Annotated in this window: 14 protein-coding genes and 1 pseudogene; 10 read left to right on the forward strand and 5 right to left on the reverse strand. The window is 62.3% G+C overall.

Translation table 11 applies throughout. The annotated features are described in order from the left end of the window. Nucleotides 1–24 precede the first annotated feature (24 nt). From fadA to GDH07_RS08285, 8 genes and pseudogenes are all read left to right on the forward strand, one after another. Nucleotides 25–1,200 (forward strand): acetyl-CoA C-acyltransferase FadA, encoded by a 1,176-nt coding sequence (gene fadA / locus GDH07_RS08250; RefSeq protein WP_031321318.1) that lies wholly within the window; start codon nucleotides 25–27, stop codon nucleotides 1,198–1,200. A gap of 86 nt (nucleotides 1,201–1,286) precedes the next feature. Further along, nucleotides 1,287–1,523: a DUF1653 domain-containing protein gene (locus GDH07_RS08255; RefSeq protein WP_019093731.1), complete on the forward strand. Its 237-nt coding sequence runs from the start codon at nucleotides 1,287–1,289 to the stop codon at nucleotides 1,521–1,523. Nucleotides 1,524–1,636: 113 nt separating this feature from the next. Continuing rightward, a complete protein-coding gene (gene topA / locus GDH07_RS08260) occupies nucleotides 1,637–4,246 on the forward strand; it encodes a type I DNA topoisomerase (protein WP_152897112.1) in 2,610 nt (869 codons plus the stop codon). A 160-nt stretch (nucleotides 4,247–4,406) separates the two neighbouring features. After that, complete coding sequence (locus GDH07_RS08265) at nucleotides 4,407–4,928, forward strand: DUF6586 family protein (protein ID WP_053138660.1); 522 nt, start codon at nucleotides 4,407–4,409, stop codon at nucleotides 4,926–4,928. Nucleotides 4,929–4,978: 50 nt separating this feature from the next. Then, nucleotides 4,979–6,019 carry a hypothetical protein gene (locus tag GDH07_RS08270; RefSeq protein ID WP_246195909.1) on the forward strand — a complete coding sequence of 347 codons (1,041 nt, stop codon included), beginning with the start codon at nucleotides 4,979–4,981 and terminating at the stop codon, nucleotides 6,017–6,019. Continuing rightward, nucleotides 6,019–7,035, forward strand: coding sequence for a hypothetical protein (locus GDH07_RS08275; RefSeq protein ID WP_152897113.1), 1,017 nt, complete (start codon nucleotides 6,019–6,021; stop codon nucleotides 7,033–7,035). Before GDH07_RS08270 ends, GDH07_RS08275 begins: the two co-directional genes overlap by 1 nt. Nucleotides 7,036–7,039: 4 nt before the next feature. After that, nucleotides 7,040–7,598, forward strand: a pseudogene (locus tag GDH07_RS08280) (LemA family protein). Nucleotides 7,599–7,734: 136 nt separating this feature from the next. Further along, complete coding sequence (locus GDH07_RS08285; protein ID WP_083457029.1) at nucleotides 7,735–7,968, forward strand: hypothetical protein; 234 nt, start codon at nucleotides 7,735–7,737, stop codon at nucleotides 7,966–7,968. Between the two features lie 105 nt (nucleotides 7,969–8,073). Here GDH07_RS08285 and sulA read toward each other — a convergent pair whose 3' ends face one another. After that, on the reverse strand, nucleotides 8,074–8,547 hold the full coding sequence (gene sulA, locus GDH07_RS08290; RefSeq protein WP_152897114.1) for an SOS-induced cell division inhibitor SulA: 474 nt from the start codon (nucleotides 8,545–8,547) through the stop codon (nucleotides 8,074–8,076). A gap of 10 nt (nucleotides 8,548–8,557) precedes the next feature. Beyond that, the gene (lexA, locus tag GDH07_RS08295; RefSeq protein ID WP_031321324.1) at nucleotides 8,558–9,163 is read right to left on the reverse strand and encodes a transcriptional repressor LexA; all 606 of its coding nucleotides are present in this window, start codon (nucleotides 9,161–9,163) and stop codon (nucleotides 8,558–8,560) included. 251 nt (nucleotides 9,164–9,414) lie between these two features. Here lexA and GDH07_RS08300 point away from each other — a divergent pair, with 251 nt between their 5' ends. Both GDH07_RS08300 and nagZ read left to right on the forward strand, forming a co-directional pair. Further along, nucleotides 9,415–10,122, forward strand: a complete 708-nt coding sequence (locus GDH07_RS08300) for a TetR/AcrR family transcriptional regulator (RefSeq protein WP_022643354.1) — start codon at nucleotides 9,415–9,417, stop codon at nucleotides 10,120–10,122. A 177-nt stretch (nucleotides 10,123–10,299) separates the two neighbouring features. Further along, nucleotides 10,300–11,298 (forward strand): beta-N-acetylhexosaminidase, encoded by a 999-nt coding sequence (nagZ, locus tag GDH07_RS08305; protein WP_178124032.1) that lies wholly within the window; start codon nucleotides 10,300–10,302, stop codon nucleotides 11,296–11,298. A gap of 23 nt (nucleotides 11,299–11,321) precedes the next feature. Here the strand turns inward: nagZ and GDH07_RS08310 are convergent, their stop codons facing one another. Genes GDH07_RS08310 through mfd form a run of 3 tightly spaced genes read right to left on the reverse strand, consistent with a single transcriptional unit; the run spans nucleotide 11,322 to nucleotide 18,053 of the window. Continuing rightward, the gene (locus tag GDH07_RS08310; RefSeq protein WP_152897116.1) at nucleotides 11,322–14,012 is read right to left on the reverse strand and encodes a DEAD/DEAH box helicase; all 2,691 of its coding nucleotides are present in this window, start codon (nucleotides 14,010–14,012) and stop codon (nucleotides 11,322–11,324) included. An 11-nt stretch (nucleotides 14,013–14,023) separates the two neighbouring features. Next, nucleotides 14,024–14,593, reverse strand: coding sequence for a CsiV family protein (locus GDH07_RS08315; RefSeq protein ID WP_022643356.1), 570 nt, complete (start codon nucleotides 14,591–14,593; stop codon nucleotides 14,024–14,026). 10 nt (nucleotides 14,594–14,603) lie between these two features. Next, entirely contained in the window at nucleotides 14,604–18,053 is a 3,450-nt protein-coding gene (gene mfd, locus GDH07_RS08320) for a transcription-repair coupling factor (RefSeq protein ID WP_343038195.1), read from the reverse strand. Nucleotides 18,054–18,307 lie beyond the last annotated feature (254 nt).

Below are 18,307 nucleotides of genomic sequence, written 5' to 3' on the forward strand. Positions count from 1 at the left end.
CCACACTAGAGCGAGAGTGAACATATGAGCTTGAATCCTAGAGACGTCGTGATTGTCGACTTCGGTCGTACTCCGATGGGCCGCTCCAAGGGCGGCATGCACCGCAACACCCGTGCCGAAGACATGTCGGCACACCTGATCAGCAAGCTGCTGGAGCGCAACGCCAAGGTCGACCCGGCGGAAGTCGAAGATGTGATCTGGGGCTGCGTCAACCAGACCCTGGAGCAGGGCTGGAACATCGCCCGCATGGCATCGCTGATGACCCAGATCCCCCACACCTCGGCCGGCCAGACCGTCAGCCGCCTGTGCGGTTCGTCCATGAGCGCCCTGCACACCGCGGCGCAAGCGATCATGACCGGCAACGGCGACGTGTTCGTCGTTGGTGGTGTGGAGCACATGGGCCACGTGAGCATGATGCACGGCGTGGATCCGAACCCGCACCTGTCCCTGTACGCGGCGAAAGCCTCGGGCATGATGGGCCTGACCGCCGAGATGCTGGGCAAGATGCACGGCATCACCCGCGAACAGCAGGATGCCTTCGGCCTGCGCTCCCACCAGCTCGCCCACAAGGCGACCCTGGAGGGCAAGTTCAAGGACGAGATCATCCCGATGCAGGGTTACGACGAGAATGGCTTCCTGAAGCTGTTCGACTACGACGAAACCATTCGTCCGGATACCACCCTGGAGAGCCTGGCGGCCCTGAAGCCGGCGTTCAACCCCAAGGGCGGCACCGTGACTGCCGGTACTTCGTCGCAGATCACCGACGGCGCTTCGTGCATGATCGTGATGTCCGCCCAGCGTGCCCAGGACCTGGGCATCCAGCCGATGGCGGTGATCCGCTCGATGGCGGTAGCAGGTGTGGATCCGGCGATCATGGGCTATGGTCCAGTACCGGCCACGCAGAAAGCCCTGAAGCGTGCGGGCCTGGGAATCGCCGACATCGACTTCTTCGAGCTCAACGAAGCTTTCGCCGCACAGGCCCTGCCAGTGCTGAAAGATCTGAAAGTACTCGACAAGATGGACGAGAAGGTTAACCTGCACGGCGGCGCAATCGCCCTGGGTCACCCGTTCGGTTGTTCCGGCGCGCGTATCTCCGGGACTCTGCTCAATGTCATGAAGCAGAATGGCGGCACCTTCGGTGTCTCCACCATGTGCATCGGCCTTGGCCAGGGTATCTCGACCGTCTTCGAACGCGTTTAAGCGTTGGGTTGATGGAAGCCGGGGCCCTGTGCCCCGGTTTTTGTTTTTCTGAAGATTTTTAATTTTTTTTGCACGAGGGCCAGAGCATGCAGTTACAACCCGGGCTCTACCAGCATTACAAAGGGCCGCAGTACCGCGTCTTCAGCGTGGCGCGGCATTCGGAAACGGAAGAAGAAGTGGTGTTCTACCAAGCCCTGTATGGCGATTACGGCTTCTGGGTGCGTCCCTTGAGCATGTTCCTGGAGTCAGTCGAAGTTGACGGCGAGCAGGTCCCACGCTTTGCTTTGGTGCAGGCCGAACCCAGTCTTTTTTCACCGGCTTGAGCGCAGGTCGCGCAGTACCCTGCGCTTGACCTCACCTTGTTGCCACTATATATAGCGGTGCCGCGTCAGGCGCCATCCGCCTCAACTTCTCGAATTCAGGAATTTTCCGATCCATGGGCAAATCGCTGGTCATTGTGGAATCCCCGGCTAAGGCCAAGACCATCAACAAGTACTTGGGTAACCAATACGTGGTGAAGTCGAGTATCGGCCATATCCGAGACCTGCCCACCAGCGGTTCGGCAAGTGCCGCCAAGGAGCCAGCCGCCAAGCGTGGCAAGGCCGCAGGCGAGGCTCCGGCCCTGTCGCCGAAGGAAAAGGCGCGCAAGCAGCTGGTGGCGCGCATGGGCGTCGATCCCGAGCACGGCTGGAAAGCCAAGTACGAAATCCTTCCTGGCAAGGAAAAGGTCATCGAAGAGCTGCGCCGCCTTGCCAAGGATGCCGACACCATCTATCTCGCGACGGACTTGGACCGCGAAGGGGAAGCCATTGCCTGGCACCTGCGCGAGGCCATCGGTGGTGACGACGAGCGCTACAAGCGCGTGGTGTTCAACGAAATTACCAAGAAGGCGATCCAGGACGCCTTCTCCCAGCCGGGCGAGCTGGATATCCATCGGGTCAATGCCCAGCAGGCCCGGCGCTTCCTCGACCGCGTAGTGGGCTACATGGTGTCGCCGCTGCTGTGGGCCAAGATCGCCCGTGGCCTGTCCGCCGGTCGCGTGCAGTCGGTGGCGGTGAAGCTGGTGGTGGAGCGTGAGCGCGAGATCCGCGCGTTCATCCCCGAAGAATACTGGGAGGTGCATGCCGACCTCGGTACCGCCAAGAACGCCAAGGTGCGTTTCGAAGTGGCGCGCGAGAATGGCGAGGCCTTCAAGCCGCTCAACGAGGCCCAGGCCATGGCGGCCCTGGAGAAGCTCAAGGCGTCGTCCTACAGCGTCGCCAAGCGCGAAGACAAGCCCACCAGCAGCAAGCCTTCGGCGCCGTTCATCACTTCCACCCTGCAGCAGGCAGCGAGCAACCGCCTGGGCTTCGGGGTGAAGAAGACCATGATGATGGCCCAGCGCTTGTACGAAGCGGGCTACATCACCTACATGCGTACCGACTCCACCAACCTCTCGGCCGACGCCGTGGCAATGGCTCGTAGCTATATCGAGAGCGAATTCGGTGACAAGTACCTGCCAGCCTCGCCCAATGTCTACAGCAGCAAGGAAGGGGCCCAGGAGGCGCACGAAGCGATTCGTCCGTCCGATGTGCACACCCATCCGAGCAAGCTGTCGGGCATGGAGCGTGATGCCGAGCGCCTGTATGAGCTGATCTGGCGCCAGTTCGTGGCCTGCCAGATGCCGCCAGCGCAATACTTGTCCACCACCGTCAGCGTTGCCGCCGGCGACTTCGAACTGCGCGCCAAGGGCCGTATCCTCAAGTTCGACGGTTACACCCGGGTCATGCCCCAGGTGAGCAAGCCGGGCGATGACGATGTGCTGCCCGACATGGCCCAGGGCGAAGTCCTGAAGCTGATCAAGCTGGATCCGAGCCAGCACTTCACCAAGCCGCCGGCGCGCTACTCCGAGGCCAGCCTGGTGAAGGAGATGGAAAAGCGTGGCATCGGTCGTCCTTCGACCTATGCGGCGATCATCTCCACCATCCAGGATCGCGGCTACGTGACCCTGCACAACCGCCGCTTCTATTCGGAAAAGATGGGCGATATCGTCACCGAGCGCCTCTCCGAGAGCTTCTCCAACCTCATGGACTACGGCTTCACTGCCGGCATGGAAGAGAACCTCGACGATGTAGCCCAGGGCGAGCGTGACTGGAAGAACGTCCTCGATGAGTTCTATGGCGACTTCAAGAACAAGCTCGAGGTCGCGGAGGGCGCAGAAAGCGGTATGCGCGCCAACCAGCCGGTCATGACCGATATCCCGTGCCAGACCTGCGGTCGGCCGATGCAGATCCGTACGGCCTCCACAGGCGTGTTCCTGGGCTGCTCGGGTTACAGCCTGCCGCCCAAGGAGCGCTGCAAGGCCACGGTCAACCTGGTTCCGGGCGACGAGATCGCGGCGGACGACGAGGGTGAGTCCGAATCCCTGGTGCTGCGCGGCAAGCATCGTTGCCCGATCTGCAGCACGGCGATGGACGCTTACCTGCTGGATGAAAAGCGCAAGCTGCATATCTGCGGCAACAATCCGGATTGCGCCGGCTATGAGATCGAAGAGGGCAACTACCGGATCAAGGGCTATGAAGGCCCGAGCCTGGAGTGCGACAAGTGCGGTAGCGAGATGCAACTCAAGACCGGCCGTTTCGGCAAGTTCTTCGGTTGCACCAACCCGACCTGCAAGAACACCCGCAAGCTGCTGAAGAGCGGCGATGCGGCGCCGCCGAAGATGGATCCGGTGAAGATGCCCGAGCTCAAGTGCGAGAAGGTCAACGACACCTATATCCTGCGTGACGGTGCGTCGGGGCTGTTCCTGGCCGCCAGCCAGTTCCCGAAGAACCGCGAGACCCGCGCGCCACTGGTGCTCGAGCTGATCCCGCACAAGGACGAGATCGATTCGAAGTATCACTTCCTCTGCGAAGCGCCGCAAAAGGACCCGGAAGGTCGTCCAGCGGTGGTGCGCTACAGCCGCAAGACCAAAGAGCAGTACGTGCAGACCGAAGTCGATGGCAAGCCTACTGGTTGGCGCGCCTTCTACGACGGCGGCAGCTGGAAGGTCGAGGACAAGCGCTGAAGTCCCGTGAGTGCTGGTGGGCGACCTCCGCGCGGTGACTGACAAGGCCGCATGTTCCCTTGGAACATGCGGCCTTTCTTTTGGCTTGCGGCTGGTGGGAGCGATCCCTGAAACTGTGATACCCGCATCCGGCTCTGTTCTTATGGTGGAGGCTGCCTACATGGCCCATGAGCTCTATACCCGTACCAATCAGAAAATCTATTTCGCCGGTTTGGCCCTGGAGGCTTTGGCGCGGGCGCAAGAGGGGCGGGCGATGAATGCCCAGGCCCTGGTCCAGGCTGGTCGCGAATCGGTGTTGTTTCACCTGTACGGGGCGCTGCTCGGGTTGTGCCACGAGATTGCCGGGTTCTACCGATTGCCCCAGGCAGGTGCTTCCCGCGTGGAGCAGATCCTCAACCGTGAGGTGCTGGAAAACATCGCTATTCCCGAGCTGGCGGAGTTGGTCGAGCTGGCGCAGAGCCCGCAAAGCTGGCTGGCGCAGTTGCTGGCCGCCTATGGGGCTTTGCTCCAGCCGCCAAGGGCGCCCCACAAGCCCAAGGGCGATGTCACCCAGCCGTTGATCGTGGCGGTCAGCCTGGATGAAGAGGCGCCGCCAGAGCTGGGGCGTGAGGAGCTGGAAAGCTGGCGGCAGAATCTCAAGGCCTTGGCTATTCGTTTTCGGGACGGCTTGAACGAGTGTTGAGCCCGGACGCCGGCTGATCCGCCGTACGACTATTTGATCAAGGAAGATTCATGCTGTTCTTCTTGCGTGACCAGGCATTGGTTCGCCTGCTGAATGACTCTCAGGTGCGGGTCGCCCGTGCCCGCTCCAACGCGGATTTGCTGGAGGTGCTCGACAGGCTCGAGGTGTTTCCCGGTGGGCTGGAGTTCGATCATGTGCAGTCGATAGTCCTTCTGGTGCTGGCCTTTGCCGCCTTCGCCACGATGTGGTTGATGGATGGCATGGGCGGGATGTTCTGGCTGGGTCTAGCCCTGATCTTTTCCAGCTACTACATCGGTAAAGGGCTTTCTGGATCGTCGACGGACCTGGCCGCCAGTATTGCTCGCAAATGTGCACTGTTCTGCAATGAGTTGAGCGAATTCGACAGTACCGCCGACTGGCGCCTGAAGAAGCTCAATAGTGAATTCATCGAATATCAGCGAGGCAATGAGCGGCGTCACATCGTCGACTCGGTCCAGGGCGTCTATCGGAGAGGTTGCCACCGGCTGGCGTTCGAATACCACCACCTGCAGTACGTTACCTCCAGCAACCAGCGTGGGCCGGGTGGCAGCTACAGGAAGGTCTTCGATACCTTCAATCGCTATAGCCTGGTGGTGGAGTTCCCTTGGGTGATGGATATCGCGGTTCGTTCCAGCCCTTTGCCGGCCCCACAGACGTTGCAGCCGTTCAAGACCGGTTGCAGCGCTTTCGATGAGACCTTCGTACTGCGAGGCAATGATCAGGCCGGTTGCGAGCGATTCGCCACGGCCGCGACCCTGGCTTTTTTGCTGGAGCTTGCGCGTCGCCTGGATCAGGTCAACCTGGAGTTTTCCAGTCAGGGGCGGCTCTGCCTGAGCTTTGGCGATGAGATCATGGCCCATGCCGATCTCGGGGCTTTGAGCGATCTTGCCGTGTTTCGCCAGCGGATCGAGGAGGGGGTTGAGCTGCCTGGGCTGTTTCCGGTACTGGAATGGGTGCACCAGTTGGCGCTGCTGCAAGATGGTTCGGCCGATCAGTCCGTGCAGGACGATGTCCGGCAGAAGAGCCCTGGTGAGCTGGTCAGGGAGGAATGATGCAGTTGCTAAAGCACGATGCCGAGTTGGTGCGCTTGCTGGGCGATTGCGATTCGGCAGTGGCGCGGGCTCGATCCAACGCAGATTTATTGGTGATTATCGACAGGCTCAAGTCCTTCAAGGGAGGGCTGCATTTCGATCATGCCCAGCCCTGGGTGTTGTTGCTGCTCGCCATCATGGCCGCGATTCCCGCCCTGGCAGGCGTGCTGCTGATGTGGTTTGCCACGGCATGCCTGGTATTCGCCAGCCTGTACATCTGGATGAGCCGGAAGGCGGCCGTTGATGAGCTGCCGAAGAAAATTGCCCGCAAGTGTTCGTTTCTCAGCAATGGCCTGCAGGACCCGGGTGGTTCTGCGGATGAGCGTTTCAACCAGTTGAGTGAAGAGTTCGCTGATTATGACCGTGGTAATGACAGCCGTCGTATAGAGGCCTCGGCCAAGGGGCTCTATCAGGGCCCACGCCATCAGTTGTCGTTTGTTTTCCACCACCTTCGCTATGTGAATTCGCATATCAAGAACCAGCCCAATAACGAAAGTGAAAGGGTTTACGAGAACTTCGATCGATACAGCCTGGTAATCGATTTTCCTTGGATCAAAGACGTTGTGGTGCTCAGTAACGCGCTAGATCAGAAGAAAGCCAGTCTAGAGGCTTTCGAGACGACTTTCGCTGACTTCAACCGCGCTTTCATACTCAATGGTGAGAGTGGGTTGGTCTGCGCGAAATTCGCGAAACCCGCCACGCTGGTTTTTCTTCTGGGGCTTCATCGGCGATTGAAGAATGTGAACCTGGAGTTTTCCAGTCGAGGGCGTTTGTGTCTGAGTTTCGATGATGCCGAGGTCATGGCTTATGACGACCCGGGCACGTTCGAGGACCTGCAAGGCTTCTATGACAACATCGAGCGGGGATTGGCGTTGCCGAACCTGTTCCCGGTACTGGCCTTGGTGCATGAATTGGCGGAGTTGCAAGACGATAATTTTGATCGCCCGTTGAAAGTCACTGAAGAAATGGAGCAGTAGGTTTATGGAGTTGCTATTGGTCGTTGCGATTGTCTTGTGTGTTATTGCCTATACGCATTACAACAAGATAGTCGGTGCTCACAACAAGGCGCAGCGAGCTTGGTCGGATGTATTGGTATACGAGCGGCAGCGGATCAAGGTCCTGGATATGCTGGAGCCGCAAGTGGCTGGTTTCCAGGCATACGAAAGCCAGTTGCTGGAGCGGATAGTCGAATTGCGTACTGCTATTGCCGGTTTGCCATCGGCAGCCGATGGCGACGCATTGAAGTCGGTGAGTCAGAGCGCCAAAGCCTTGTTGGGGGGGCTTGAGCCTCGCCTTTGAGGCTTATCCCGATCTCAAGTCAGTAGAGCTATTGAGTAATCTGATGCGTGAGGTTGCCGAGCAAGAGAGCAATATTGGTGCCGCCATTACCCTGTTCAACCTGAACGTAGAGCATTTCAATAACAGCATTCAGTTATTTCCCGGTTCGCTGATCAATCGGTTGAGTTTGAACAAGTCTCTGATCACACCGTTCTCGGACAGTCAGGCCGCGTCGGGTTTTGAATACAAGCCAAATTTTTGAAGAGGCCCAGAGGTTCTTGCGCTATTGGCTGGTATCTGGTCCTTCGAGGGGCGGCCAGCCGGACGCAAGCGATTCCCGCGCGAGGTTTGGGCGATGGCTGGTATAATCCCTCGCCTTTCGTGGAGAACAGATCTATATGCCAACGTCCTTTCTAGAAATTGTCGAGTTGCCAGACGGCCGTATCGAGCTGCGCAGGGCTGAAGACGAGGGTTCTCTGGTGACTTTGGATTTCTCCGAGGATGCCAAGGCCTTTCTGCAAGGCCAGCATGTGGAAGTGGCCAAGGCCATGCTGAGCGTCGGCGTACAAATGGCCGGTCGCTTGGTCGAGGGCGAAATCGAGAAGGAAGAGGGGCCGCGGGTTCTTCATTAAGGCCCGTCCATCGGTTTCTTCGGGCCACTCGTCGCGTTGTTTAGGCTTCTCCGTCCTGGAGAAGCCTTGAATCATTCAAGCGTGTTCCCAGCTATTTTCCGTTGTTTATCCCAGGCGGATATTCAGGCTTTGCGCCTCGCCGGTGCGTGCAGCGCTGACCAGTTGTTGTCTGGCGCTGCCGCTCAGTGGATTAAGCCAACTGACCACTGTATGGCTACGGCCCAGGCGCAGGGCTTCGCATGCCAGTTGTTGCGGGCTCTGGTTGCCGCGGGGGTGCAGTAGCAGGATGCGTTCGCGATTCAGGCCGGCATCCCGCAGCCAGGCCTGGGTCACGCTGGAGGGCGGGGCGATCAGGGTGAGCCAGCGGGCATCCTGGTCCTGGCTCAGTTCCCTGAGAATGGGGGCCAATAGGTTCAGGCAGTTCCCGGCGGCGCCACGTAATGACAGTTCGCTGAAAGCTTCTGGTGCGTTGTTCCAAGGCGATTCGGCTGCTTCCTTGAGAGCCGGCGCCAGGGGTTGGGCCAGGAATGCTTCGAATAGCGGAAGCTGTGCTTGCTGGGGGATATGGGGGAACTGCATGGAGCCTCCTTCAGCGGCGAATGACGCCGACACTCAAGCCTTCGATCACCAGTTCCTGATCTTTCAGGTTGACTTCGATGGGGGCGAATTCGGGGTTCTCGGCGATCAGCCAGACCTTGCTGCCTTCGCGCTTGAAACGCTTGACCGTGACTTCGTCGCCGATGCGTGCCACGACCACCTGGCCGTTGCGGGCTTCGCGGGTGGTGTGCACGGCCAGCAGGTCGCCATCGAAGATGCCGATGTCCTTCATGCTCATGCCGTTGACCCGTAGCAGGTAGTCGGCGCGCGGATGGAAGAAAGCCGGGTTGATGTTGCAGGACTCTTCGATGTGCTGCTGGGCGAGGATCGGCGCACCAGCGGCGACCCGGCCGATGATCGGCAGGGTGTCGTCGCTCTTGGCTTCGAAGCCCGGGATACGGATGCCGCGGGAGGCGCCCGGGGTCATCTCGATGGCGCCCTTGCGTGCCAGGGCCTTGAGGTGTTCCTCGGCGGCATTGGGGGATTTGAAGCCCAGTTCCTGCGCGATTTCGGCGCGGGTCGGCGGGTAGCCGTTGTCTTCGAGGCAACGTTTGATAAAAGCCAGAATCTCAGCTTGGCGTGGCGTCAGTTTTAGCATGTCGATCGCTCTGTCTTTTTATACAGTTGCTGGGATTATATACAGTGAACATGGCTTGGCAATCCTCCTTTTGCCATGCCCGGCCCGACGGTTGTCGTCCTGGTGTCGGAATCTGCCGGCCCGGGCAGGCTACAGGGGCCGGCAGGTATGATTAAATAGCGCGCCGGAAGGCCTCCGGAAGGGCAGGCAGGCTTGACATTGCAGAGCCTGAAACGTATGTTTCAAACAAGTGTTTGTCAGGCGGAGTAGCCATGGCCCAGTCGGAAACCGTTGAACGCATTCTCGATGCTGCCGAGCAGTTGTTCGCGGAAAAAGGTTTTGCCGAAACCTCGTTGCGCCTGATCACCAGCAAGGCCGGGGTTAACCTGGCGGCGGTGAATTACCATTTCGGTTCCAAGAAGGCCCTGATCCAGGCGGTGTTCTCGCGCTTCCTCGGGCCGTTCTGCATCAGCCTCGATCGTGAGCTGGAGCGGCGCCAGTCCAAGCCCGACAGCAAGCCGAGCCTGGAAGAGCTGCTGGAAATCCTGGTGGAGCAGGCCCTGGTGGTACAGCCGCGTAGTGGCAACGACCTGTCGATCTTCATGCGCTTGCTGGGCTTGGCCTTCAGCCAGAGCCAGGGTCACCTGCGGCGTTACCTGGAAGATATGTACGGCAAGGTGTTCCGTCGCTACATGTTGTTGGTCAATGAAGCGGCGCCACGTATTCCACCCATTGAGCTGTTCTGGCGAGTGCACTTCATGCTGGGTGCGGCTGCGTTCAGCATGTCCGGGATCAAGGCCCTGCGGGCCATCGCCGAGACCGACTTCGGGGTCAACACTTCCATCGAGCAAGTGATGCGCCTGATGGTGCCGTTCCTGGCTGCCGGCATGCGTGCGGAAACCGGCGTCACCGACGAAGCCATGGCCAGTGCCCAGCTCAGGCCGCGCAGCAAACCCGCCCCGGCAGCCGCCAAGGCCTGACCCTCCGGCTGGGCGCGACAGCTTACATCCGCTAAGCTAGCCGCCCATGCCGATTCTCGTTTTCCACTTCCGTACCTTCCCCTTCGCGACATCGATCGCCGTGGGCGCCCGTGTTTCGCGGCTGCCGGCGTCGATGGTGCGCGCATTCGTGTTTAAGGAAACTCTATGACCGCTGGCCTGCAAGGCTCCTTGATGGTGGACGTCGCCGGTACCTGGCTGACGGCCGAAGATCGCCACCTCCTGCGTCAGCCTGAGGTGGGTGGGTTGATCATCTTTGCCCGCAATATCGAGCATCCACGCCAGGTGCGCGAGCTGTGCGCGGCGATCCGGGCGATCCGTCCCGACCTCCTGCTGGCGGTAGACCAGGAAGGTGGTCGGGTGCAGCGCTTGCGCCAGGGCTTCGTCCGCCTGCCGGCGATGCGTGCCCTGGCCGACAACCCGAATGCCGAGTACCTGGCCGAGCAGTGCGGCTGGGTCATGGCCACCGAAGTCCTGGCGGTTGGCCTGGATCTGAGTTTCGCGCCGGTTCTGGATCTCGATCACCAGCGTAGCGCTGTGGTGGGCACCCGGGCCTTCGAAGGCGATCCTGAGCGCGCCGCGCTGCTGGCCGGAGCCTTCATCCGTGGCATGAATAGCGCCGGCATGGCGGCCACCGGCAAGCACTTCCCCGGCCATGGCTGGGCCGAGGCGGATTCCCATGTGGCGATCCCCAATGACGAGCGCAGCCTGGAAGAGATCCGTGCCAAGGACTTGCTGCCATTCGCCCGCCTGAGCAAGCAGCTGGCGGCGGTGATGCCGGCCCATGTGATCTATCCGCAGGTCGACGGCCAGCCGGCTGGCTTCTCGCGGCGCTGGCTGCAGGACATCCTGCGTGGCGAGTTGCAGTTCGACGGGGTGATCTTCAGTGATGACCTGTCCATGGCTGGAGCCCATGTGGTGGGCGACGCCGCGAGCCGGATCGAGGCGGCCCTGAGCGCCGGATGCGACATGGGCCTGGTGTGCAACGACCGTGCTGCCGCCGAGCTGGCCCTGAGCGCTGCCCAGCGCCTCAAGGTCAGCCCGTCGCCACGGATCGCGCGGATGCGTGGCCAGGCCTTCGCCGGCCTGGAGTACAAGCAGGACCCTCGTTGGTTGGCCGCACTGGCCGCGCTGCGCGAGGCGCAGTTGATCGACTGACCTCGACCCCTCGACAGGCCGCTTCAGCGGCCTGTCTTGTTATCCGGCAGCGGGGCGAACAATGCCTCGATGTCCTCGCCCTGCAGTTTCCAGTCGCCAGCTTGGCGGCCATCCAGTACGCCTGCCGCCAAATCGGATTTTTCCTGCTGCAGGTGCTGGATTTTCTCTTCTACGGTACCCCGGGCGATCAGCTTGTAGACGAACACCGGTTTTTCCTGGCCGATGCGATAGGCCCGATCGGTAGCCTGGGTTTCGGTGGCCGGGTTCCACCAGGGGTCGTAGTGGATCACCGTGTCGGCCTCGGTCAGGTTCAGGCCGACCCCGCCGGCCTTGAGGCTGATGAGGAAGATCTGCAGCTTGCCGCTCTGGAAATCCCGCACTGGGGTGCGCCGGTCCCGGGTCTGGCCGGTGAGCAGGCCGTAGGTGATGTTGCGTCGCTTGAGCTCGATCTCGATCAGGCCCAGCATCGAGGTGAACTGCGAGAACAGCAGGATGCGACGGCCCTCATCGAACAGTTCCTCGAGCATGGTCATCAGGCTGTCGAGTTTGCCGGACGAACTGCCACGGGCTGGCGGCGAGTCATTGACCAGGCGCAGGTCGCAGCACACCTGGCGCAGCTTGAGCAGCGCCTCGAGGATGATGATCTGGCTGCGCGCCACGCCCTTGCGGGTGATCTCGTCGCGAACCTTCTTATCCATGGCCAGGCGCATGGTTTCGTAGACGTCGCGTTGCGCTTCGTTGAGCTCGACCCAGTGGATGATCTCGGTCTTGGGTGGCAGTTCGGTGGCTACTTGTTCCTTGGTGCGGCGCAAGAGGAACGGCTTGATCCGGCCGTTGAGGTGCTGCAAGCGCGCCTCGCTGGCTTGCTTCTCGATAGGCACCCGGTAGTCGCGATTGAAGCTCTTGGCGTCCCCCAGCCAGCCAGGCAGCAGGAAGTGGAACAGTGACCAGAGCTCGCCCAGGTGGTTCTCCAAAGGCGTGCCGGACAGGCACAGGCGCTGCCGGGCATTGAGCTGGCGGGTGGCCTGGGCGGCCTTGCTCGATGGGTTCTTGATGTACTGGGCTTCATCCAGGATCAGCACGTGCAGCGGCTGCGCGGCCAATTGCTCGATGTCCTTGGGGAGCAGGGCGTAGGTGGTCAGCAACAGGTCGTAGTCGGCCAACTGCGGGAAATGCTTCTTGCGCCCGGCGCCGTACAGCGCCAGGACCTTGAGCTGCGGCGTGAAATGCGCGGCCTCGTCCAGCCAGTTGGGGATCAGGCTGGTAGGCATCACCACCATGCACGGGCGGTCCAGGCGCCCGGCGTTTTTCTCGCTGAGGATGTGAGCCAGGGTCTGCAAGGTCTTGCCCAGGCCCATGTCGTCGGCCAGGATGCCGCCCACTTCCAGTTGGCGCAGCGACTGCATCCAGCTCAGGCCTTCGAGTTGATAGGGGCGCAGGGTCGCGTTGAGCCCCTCGGGGGCTGGCGCTGAATAGTCGCGGATGTCCCGCAAGCGCTGGGCGAAGCTGCGAATGTGCTCGCCACCCTCCCAAAGCAGCGGCAGTTCCTCCAGCGGGTTGAGGCGGATGGCGTCGGCGTTGCTCAGGCGCAGGGCCAGATCGCTGTTTTCCTGCAAGTAGAACTCGCCCAGGGTCGCCAGTACCGGTTTCAAGCGGCCATAGGGCAGCGCCACCTGCAGCGGGCCGTGCAGGGAGTTGGGGCGGTTGGGGATGTTCACCAGGATCAGCTCGTCGTCGCGGCGCTTGGCCAGGCGTTCCGGGTTGAGGATCTCGGTGTGCGAGCGCATCAGGTTGAGCAGGATCGGCAGCAGGCTCAGGCGTTCGCCATTGACGATGATCCCCAGTTCCAGGTCGAACCAGTCCCGCCCCGGGGCTTCATCGACGCTGGCGTACCAGTCGTCCACCGCCGTCAGGTCGAAGCCGAAGCCCTCGTCGATCTGCAGCTCCCACTGTTGTTCGCGCAGTTTGGGCAACTCGTTGAGGGTGAAGGTCAGCCAGGCGCTGTCGTTGACCATCTCGTACAGCTCACCGGCGCTTTCCGCAAGCGCCTTGCTTTGCCGGGTGGCGATCTTGAAGCCCAGGGCGCGCAACTGCTCGCGGCAGGCCTGCTCCAGCTCCGGCTGGCGCTTGATGCGCAGGGTCTGTTGTTCCTGGTGGATGATCAGGTCGGCGTGCTTCTGGCCGCTGGCATATTCGCCCAGGTAGTTGAAGGACAGTGCGGCGCGGTGCTGGATGTAGCGCTGCATCTTGCCGTTGCGCGGCTCGAAGGCACTGAACTCGATGCTCGCCAGCCATAGCCGGGGCACCGGTCGCACGTCGTCCAGCAGTTGCTGGGGTGGAGCCGGTGGGCGGCGGCTGTCGAGCACGGCGGAGAGTTTCTCCAGGAGCTCGGCGTCCTTGGCCGCCGCCGGGTAGGCCAGGGTTTCCTCCACTTGGAGGAGGACGGCGGCGATGTGCTTGCAGTTGCTGTGTACCGGGCACGTGCAGTGGCCGTCGATCAGCAGCAGGTTGCCCTTGCTCGACTCGCGCAGGGTGATGGTCTGGCGGTAGACATTGCCGCCGGAGCCTTCGCAGCTGGCGGTGATAGCGCTGTCTCCGGCGCTGACGATACGCACGCGTTTTTCCAGGGCATAACGCCGGCCGCGCTCCAAGGCTTGTTCCTTGAAGCGGTTGACCCAGGACGGGGCCAGGGGTTTGGTCAGGGGCGGGGTCATAGGGACTTCGATCAGTCCGGAATTTCAGTTGGGGCAGGGCGCGGTGCCGGTGCGGTCAGCGAGGTGATCTTGATCAGCAGCGCCAGGTGGCCGTTATCCAGGTAGTTGAGCTGGCCATTCTTGGTGTGGCTCTGCTGCTTCAGGCGCTCACTGCGGGTCACCAGGCCGTTGCTGTCGATCTGGTTGACCCAGAAGTCGGCATTCACGTCGGTGAAGCGCCCGAGGGTCAGGCCCAGGGTGCCCTCGATGGGGAACTGGCCGAACTGCTCGGGCCCGTCGCTGATGGCGACCTTGACCGGGGTTTCCCCCAGGTTTTGTTGCCAGGCTCGGTGCAGCAGCACGCTGTAGTTGCCGCTGGCGCCGAGCTTCTCGACGATCCCGCCCAGGGCCGGGGTGCGCTGGCTGTCCGGCCCCAGGCGCTGGGCGCCGGCGGCCCAGTCCTCCGGCGCGGCGCGGCTGATGATCTGGGGTTCGGCATTCTGGCGGACCAGGATCATTTCCACCTGGTACAGGTCATCGGCCAGGGCCATCGGCGCGACGACCAGGGCCAGGAGCAGGGGCAAGGAGCGGAACAGGCGCATGGGGCGTCCTTCAAGCTGTTTTCGGGGTGAGGCTCTCAAGCAGGGCCTCCAATGTATTAAAGCGCTCTTCCGGGCGTTCCATCGGCACCATGAACTTGAACAGGGTCGCGCCTTCGAACTTGTAGCGCTTGGGCTGGCCCTGGATCAGCTTGATCAGCGCCAACGGGTCCACCGGCGTGTCTGAGGCGAACTCGATGCGCCCGCCCTGGGGGCCACCGTCGATCTTCTTGATCCCCAGTTGCTCGGCCTGGAGCTTGAGCTGGGTCAGGCGGATCAGGTTCTTGGTCGGCTCGGGCAGCAGGCCGAAGCGGTCGATCATCTCCACCTGCATGTCCTTCAGGCCGTCTTCGTCGGTGGCCGAGGCGATGCGCTTGTAGAGAATCAGCCGGGCATGGACGTCCGGCAAGTAATCCTCGGGAATCAGCGCCGGCAAGCGCAGGTTGATTTCCGGGCCGCCGCCCAGGGGCTGGTCGAGGTTCGGCTGCTCGCCCTTGCGAATGGCCTTCACCGCCCGCTCCAGCATCTCCATGTACAGCGTGAAGCCGACGGCCTGGATCTGGCCGCTCTGGCCATCGCCCAGCAGCTCGCCGGCACCGCGGATTTCCAGGTCGTTGGTGGCCAGCACGAAACCGGCGCCCAGGTCCTGGGTGTTGGCGATGGCTTCCAGGCGCTTTTCTGCATCCGTGGTGATCTGCTGGCGTGGCGGGGTCAGCAGGTAGGCGTAGGCCTGGTGGTGGCTGCGACCGACGCGACCGCGCAACTGGTGCAGCTGGGCCAGGCCGAACTTGTCGGCGCGCTCGATGATGATGGTGTTGGCGCTGGGTACGTCGATGCCGGTCTCGATGATGGTCGAGGCGATCAGTACGTTGAAGCGCTTGTGATAGAAGTCGCTCATCACCTGTTCCAGCTCGCTCTCGCGCATCTGCCCGTGGCCGATGCCGATCCGCGCTTCGGGCACCAGTTCGGCGAGGTCGGCGGCGCATTTCTCGATGCTCTTCACATCGTTGTGCAGGTAGTACACCTGGCCGCCACGCAGCAGTTCACGCAGCAGGGCCTCCTTGACCGTGCTCTTGTTCTGCTCCATGACGAAGGTTCGCACCGACAGGCGCCGGGCCGGTGGCGTGGCGATGATCGACAGGTCGCGCATGCCCGAGACCGCCATGTTCAGCGTCCGCGGGATCGGGGTGGCGGTCAGGGTCAGGATGTCCACTTCGCTGCGCAGGGCCTTGAGCTGCTCCTTCTGGCGCACGCCGAAGCGGTGTTCCTCGTCGATGATCACCAGGCCCAGGTTCTTGATCTTCACATCGTCCTGCAAGAGCTTGTGAGTGCCGATGACGATGTCGATCTTGCCCTCGGCCAGGTCCGCCACGGCGGCGCTGACTTCCTTGGCCGACTTGAAGCGGCTCATGACCTCGACGGTCACCGGCCAGTCGGCGAAGCGATCTCGGAAGCTGTTGTAGTGCTGTTGGGCGAGCAGGGTGGTAGGGACCAGGATCGCCACCTGCTTGCCGCCATGCACGGCGATGAACGCGGCGCGCATGGCCACTTCGGTCTTGCCGAAGCCCACGTCGCCGCAGACCAGGCGGTCCATCGGCTTGGGCGAGAGCATGTCCTCGCGCACCGCTTCGATGGTGCTCTGCTGGTCCGGAGTCTCCTCGAAGGGGAAGCCGGCACTGAAGGTGGCGTAGTCGGCCTTGGGGTCGGCGAAGGCATAACCTTCGCGGGCCGCCCGGCGGGCATAGATATCCAGCAGCTCGGCGGCCACGTCGCGCACCTGTTCGGCGGCCTTGCGCTTGGCCTTTTGCCAAGCCTCGGAGCCCAGGCGGTGCAGGGGGGCGAGGGCATCGTCGCTGCCGGTGTAGCGGGCGATCAGGTGCAGGTTGGCCACCGGCACGTAGAGCTTGGCGCCCTCGGCGTACTCCAGGGTGAGGAATTCGGCGGCCTGGTTGTCGATCTCCAGGGTCGCCAGGCCCAGGTAGCGGCCCACGCCATGGTCGATGTGCACCACCGGCGCGCCTTCACGCAGCTCGGTGAGGTTCTTGATGACCGCGTCGTTGCTGGCGTCGGCGCGTTTCTCCCGGCGCCGGCGCTGCATCACGCGTTGGCCGAACAGCGGGCTTTCGGCGACCAGCGCCAAAGCCGGTTCGTCCAGGGCCAGGCCTTCATCCAGGGGGGCGATGGTGATCGCCAGGCGCTCCTTGCTGGCGACGAAGTCCGGCCAGTTGTCGACGGTCCTGGGGCGCAGCTTGAGGCGCTCCAGCAGCTCCAGCAACACCTCCCGGCGCCCGGCGGATTCGGCGGTGAAGAGTATCCGCCCGGGGAATTCGTCGAGGAACCTGGAAAGGGCCGCCAGCGGCTGGTTGGCCTTGGCCTCGATGGCAAGATCTGGCAGCTCGCGCGCCGGGAAGCGCTCGCGGCCCACGCCGGTCTCGATGTCTTGCTGGCTGGCTACCACTCGTGGCCAGTTCTTCAGCCGGGCGAAGCAGTCTTCCACCGGCAGGAACAGCTCGGCCGGCGGCAGCAAGGGCCGTGAGGGGTCGATCCGGCGCTCTTCGTAGCGATTGCGTACGTCGTTCCAGAAGTTTTCCGCGGCTTGCTCGATGCCCGGCAGGGAGAACACCTGGGTGTCCTGGGGCAGGTAGTCGAGCAGGGTCGAAGTTTCTTCGAAGAACAGCGGCAGGTAGTACTCGATGCCGGCGGGGGTGATCCCGCTGGTCAGGTCCTGGAAGATCGGGCAGCGGCGGAAGTCCACGTCGAAGCGTTCGCGAAAGCGTGCCTTGAAGCGGGTCACGGCTTCTTTCTGCAGGGGGAATTCCTTGGCCGGCAGCAGGCGCACCGAGTCGACCTTGTCGATGGAGCGCTGGTTTTCCGGGTCGAAGGTGCGCAGGGTCTCGATCTCGTCATCGAACAAGTCGATGCGGTAGGGCAGCTTGCTGCCCATGGGGAACAGGTCGATCAGCGCGCCACGCACGGTGAACTCACCGTGCTCGTAAACCGTGTCGACATAGCGATAGCCGCTGGCTTCCAGGCGGGTGCGCATCAGCTCCACGTCGAGCTTCTGGCCCACGTCCAGCACCAGGCTGCTGCCCAGCAGGAACTGGGTTGGCGCCAGGCGGTGCAGGGCGGTGGTGATCGGCACCACCAGCACGCCGTGCTCCAGTTCCGGCAGCCGATAGAGGCTGGCGATGCGCTGGGAAATGATGTCCTGGTGCGGCGAGAACAGGTCGTAGGGCAAGGTTTCCCAGTCAGGGAAATGCAGGACCGGCAGATCCGGGGCGAAGAAGCTCAGCTCCTGTTCCAGCCGGTCAGCGCTTTGGCTGTCGGCGGTCAGCAGGAGGGTGAAGCGCTTGGCGGCGCTGGCGGCTTCGGCGATGGCCAGGCTCAGGGCGGCACCGGGCAGATTGCCCCAGTGCTGTTTCCCGGTGGCGGCGGGGAGTAGCGGTAGACGCAGGACAGGCACGGACGGTCAAGCTCCAGGCGTTGCGACAAAGTCGGTAATTGTAACGGGCCGGGGTCGCCACTGTCAGTGGCTGATGTGTCGATTGGGCCAGTTAGGGAAAATGTAGTGGCAATGACAAAATAATCGGCTTTTGACGGCAAAATGTAGTGCCGATTTCGGGCGGTGTTACGGAGGGTTACGGACAGAAGGCCTGGCGCGGGTAAAAGCTGGCGTCGCTGGAAGCCGCGTGTTTACTGGGCTGCAGCGCGGTGTCA

Origin of the sequence: Pseudomonas piscis, from assembly GCF_009380155.1 — a bacterium.
Taxonomy (GTDB): Bacteria; Pseudomonadota; Gammaproteobacteria; order Pseudomonadales; family Pseudomonadaceae; genus Aquipseudomonas; species Aquipseudomonas piscis.

Bases quoted from the DNA above. Each gene is read 5' to 3' on its own strand.
- fadA (WP_031321318.1), top strand. From the start codon at position 25: ATGAGCTTGAATCCTAGAGACGTCGTGATTGTCGACTTCGGTCGTACT.
- GDH07_RS08255 (WP_019093731.1), top strand. From the start codon at position 1,287: ATGCAGTTACAACCCGGGCTCTACCAGCATTACAAAGGGCCGCAGTAC.
- topA (WP_152897112.1), top strand. From the start codon at position 1,637: ATGGGCAAATCGCTGGTCATTGTGGAATCCCCGGCTAAGGCCAAGACC.
- GDH07_RS08265 (WP_053138660.1), top strand. From the start codon at position 4,407: ATGGCCCATGAGCTCTATACCCGTACCAATCAGAAAATCTATTTCGCC.
- GDH07_RS08270 (WP_246195909.1), top strand. From the start codon at position 4,979: ATGCTGTTCTTCTTGCGTGACCAGGCATTGGTTCGCCTGCTGAATGAC.
- GDH07_RS08275 (WP_152897113.1), top strand. From the start codon at position 6,019: ATGCAGTTGCTAAAGCACGATGCCGAGTTGGTGCGCTTGCTGGGCGAT.
- GDH07_RS08285 (WP_083457029.1), top strand. From the start codon at position 7,735: ATGCCAACGTCCTTTCTAGAAATTGTCGAGTTGCCAGACGGCCGTATC.
- sulA (WP_152897114.1), bottom strand. From the start codon at position 8,547: ATGCAGTTCCCCCATATCCCCCAGCAAGCACAGCTTCCGCTATTCGAA.
- lexA (WP_031321324.1), bottom strand. From the start codon at position 9,163: ATGCTAAAACTGACGCCACGCCAAGCTGAGATTCTGGCTTTTATCAAA.
- GDH07_RS08300 (WP_022643354.1), top strand. From the start codon at position 9,415: ATGGCCCAGTCGGAAACCGTTGAACGCATTCTCGATGCTGCCGAGCAG.
- GDH07_RS08310 (WP_152897116.1), bottom strand. From the start codon at position 14,012: ATGACCCCGCCCCTGACCAAACCCCTGGCCCCGTCCTGGGTCAACCGC.
- GDH07_RS08315 (WP_022643356.1), bottom strand. From the start codon at position 14,593: ATGCGCCTGTTCCGCTCCTTGCCCCTGCTCCTGGCCCTGGTCGTCGCG.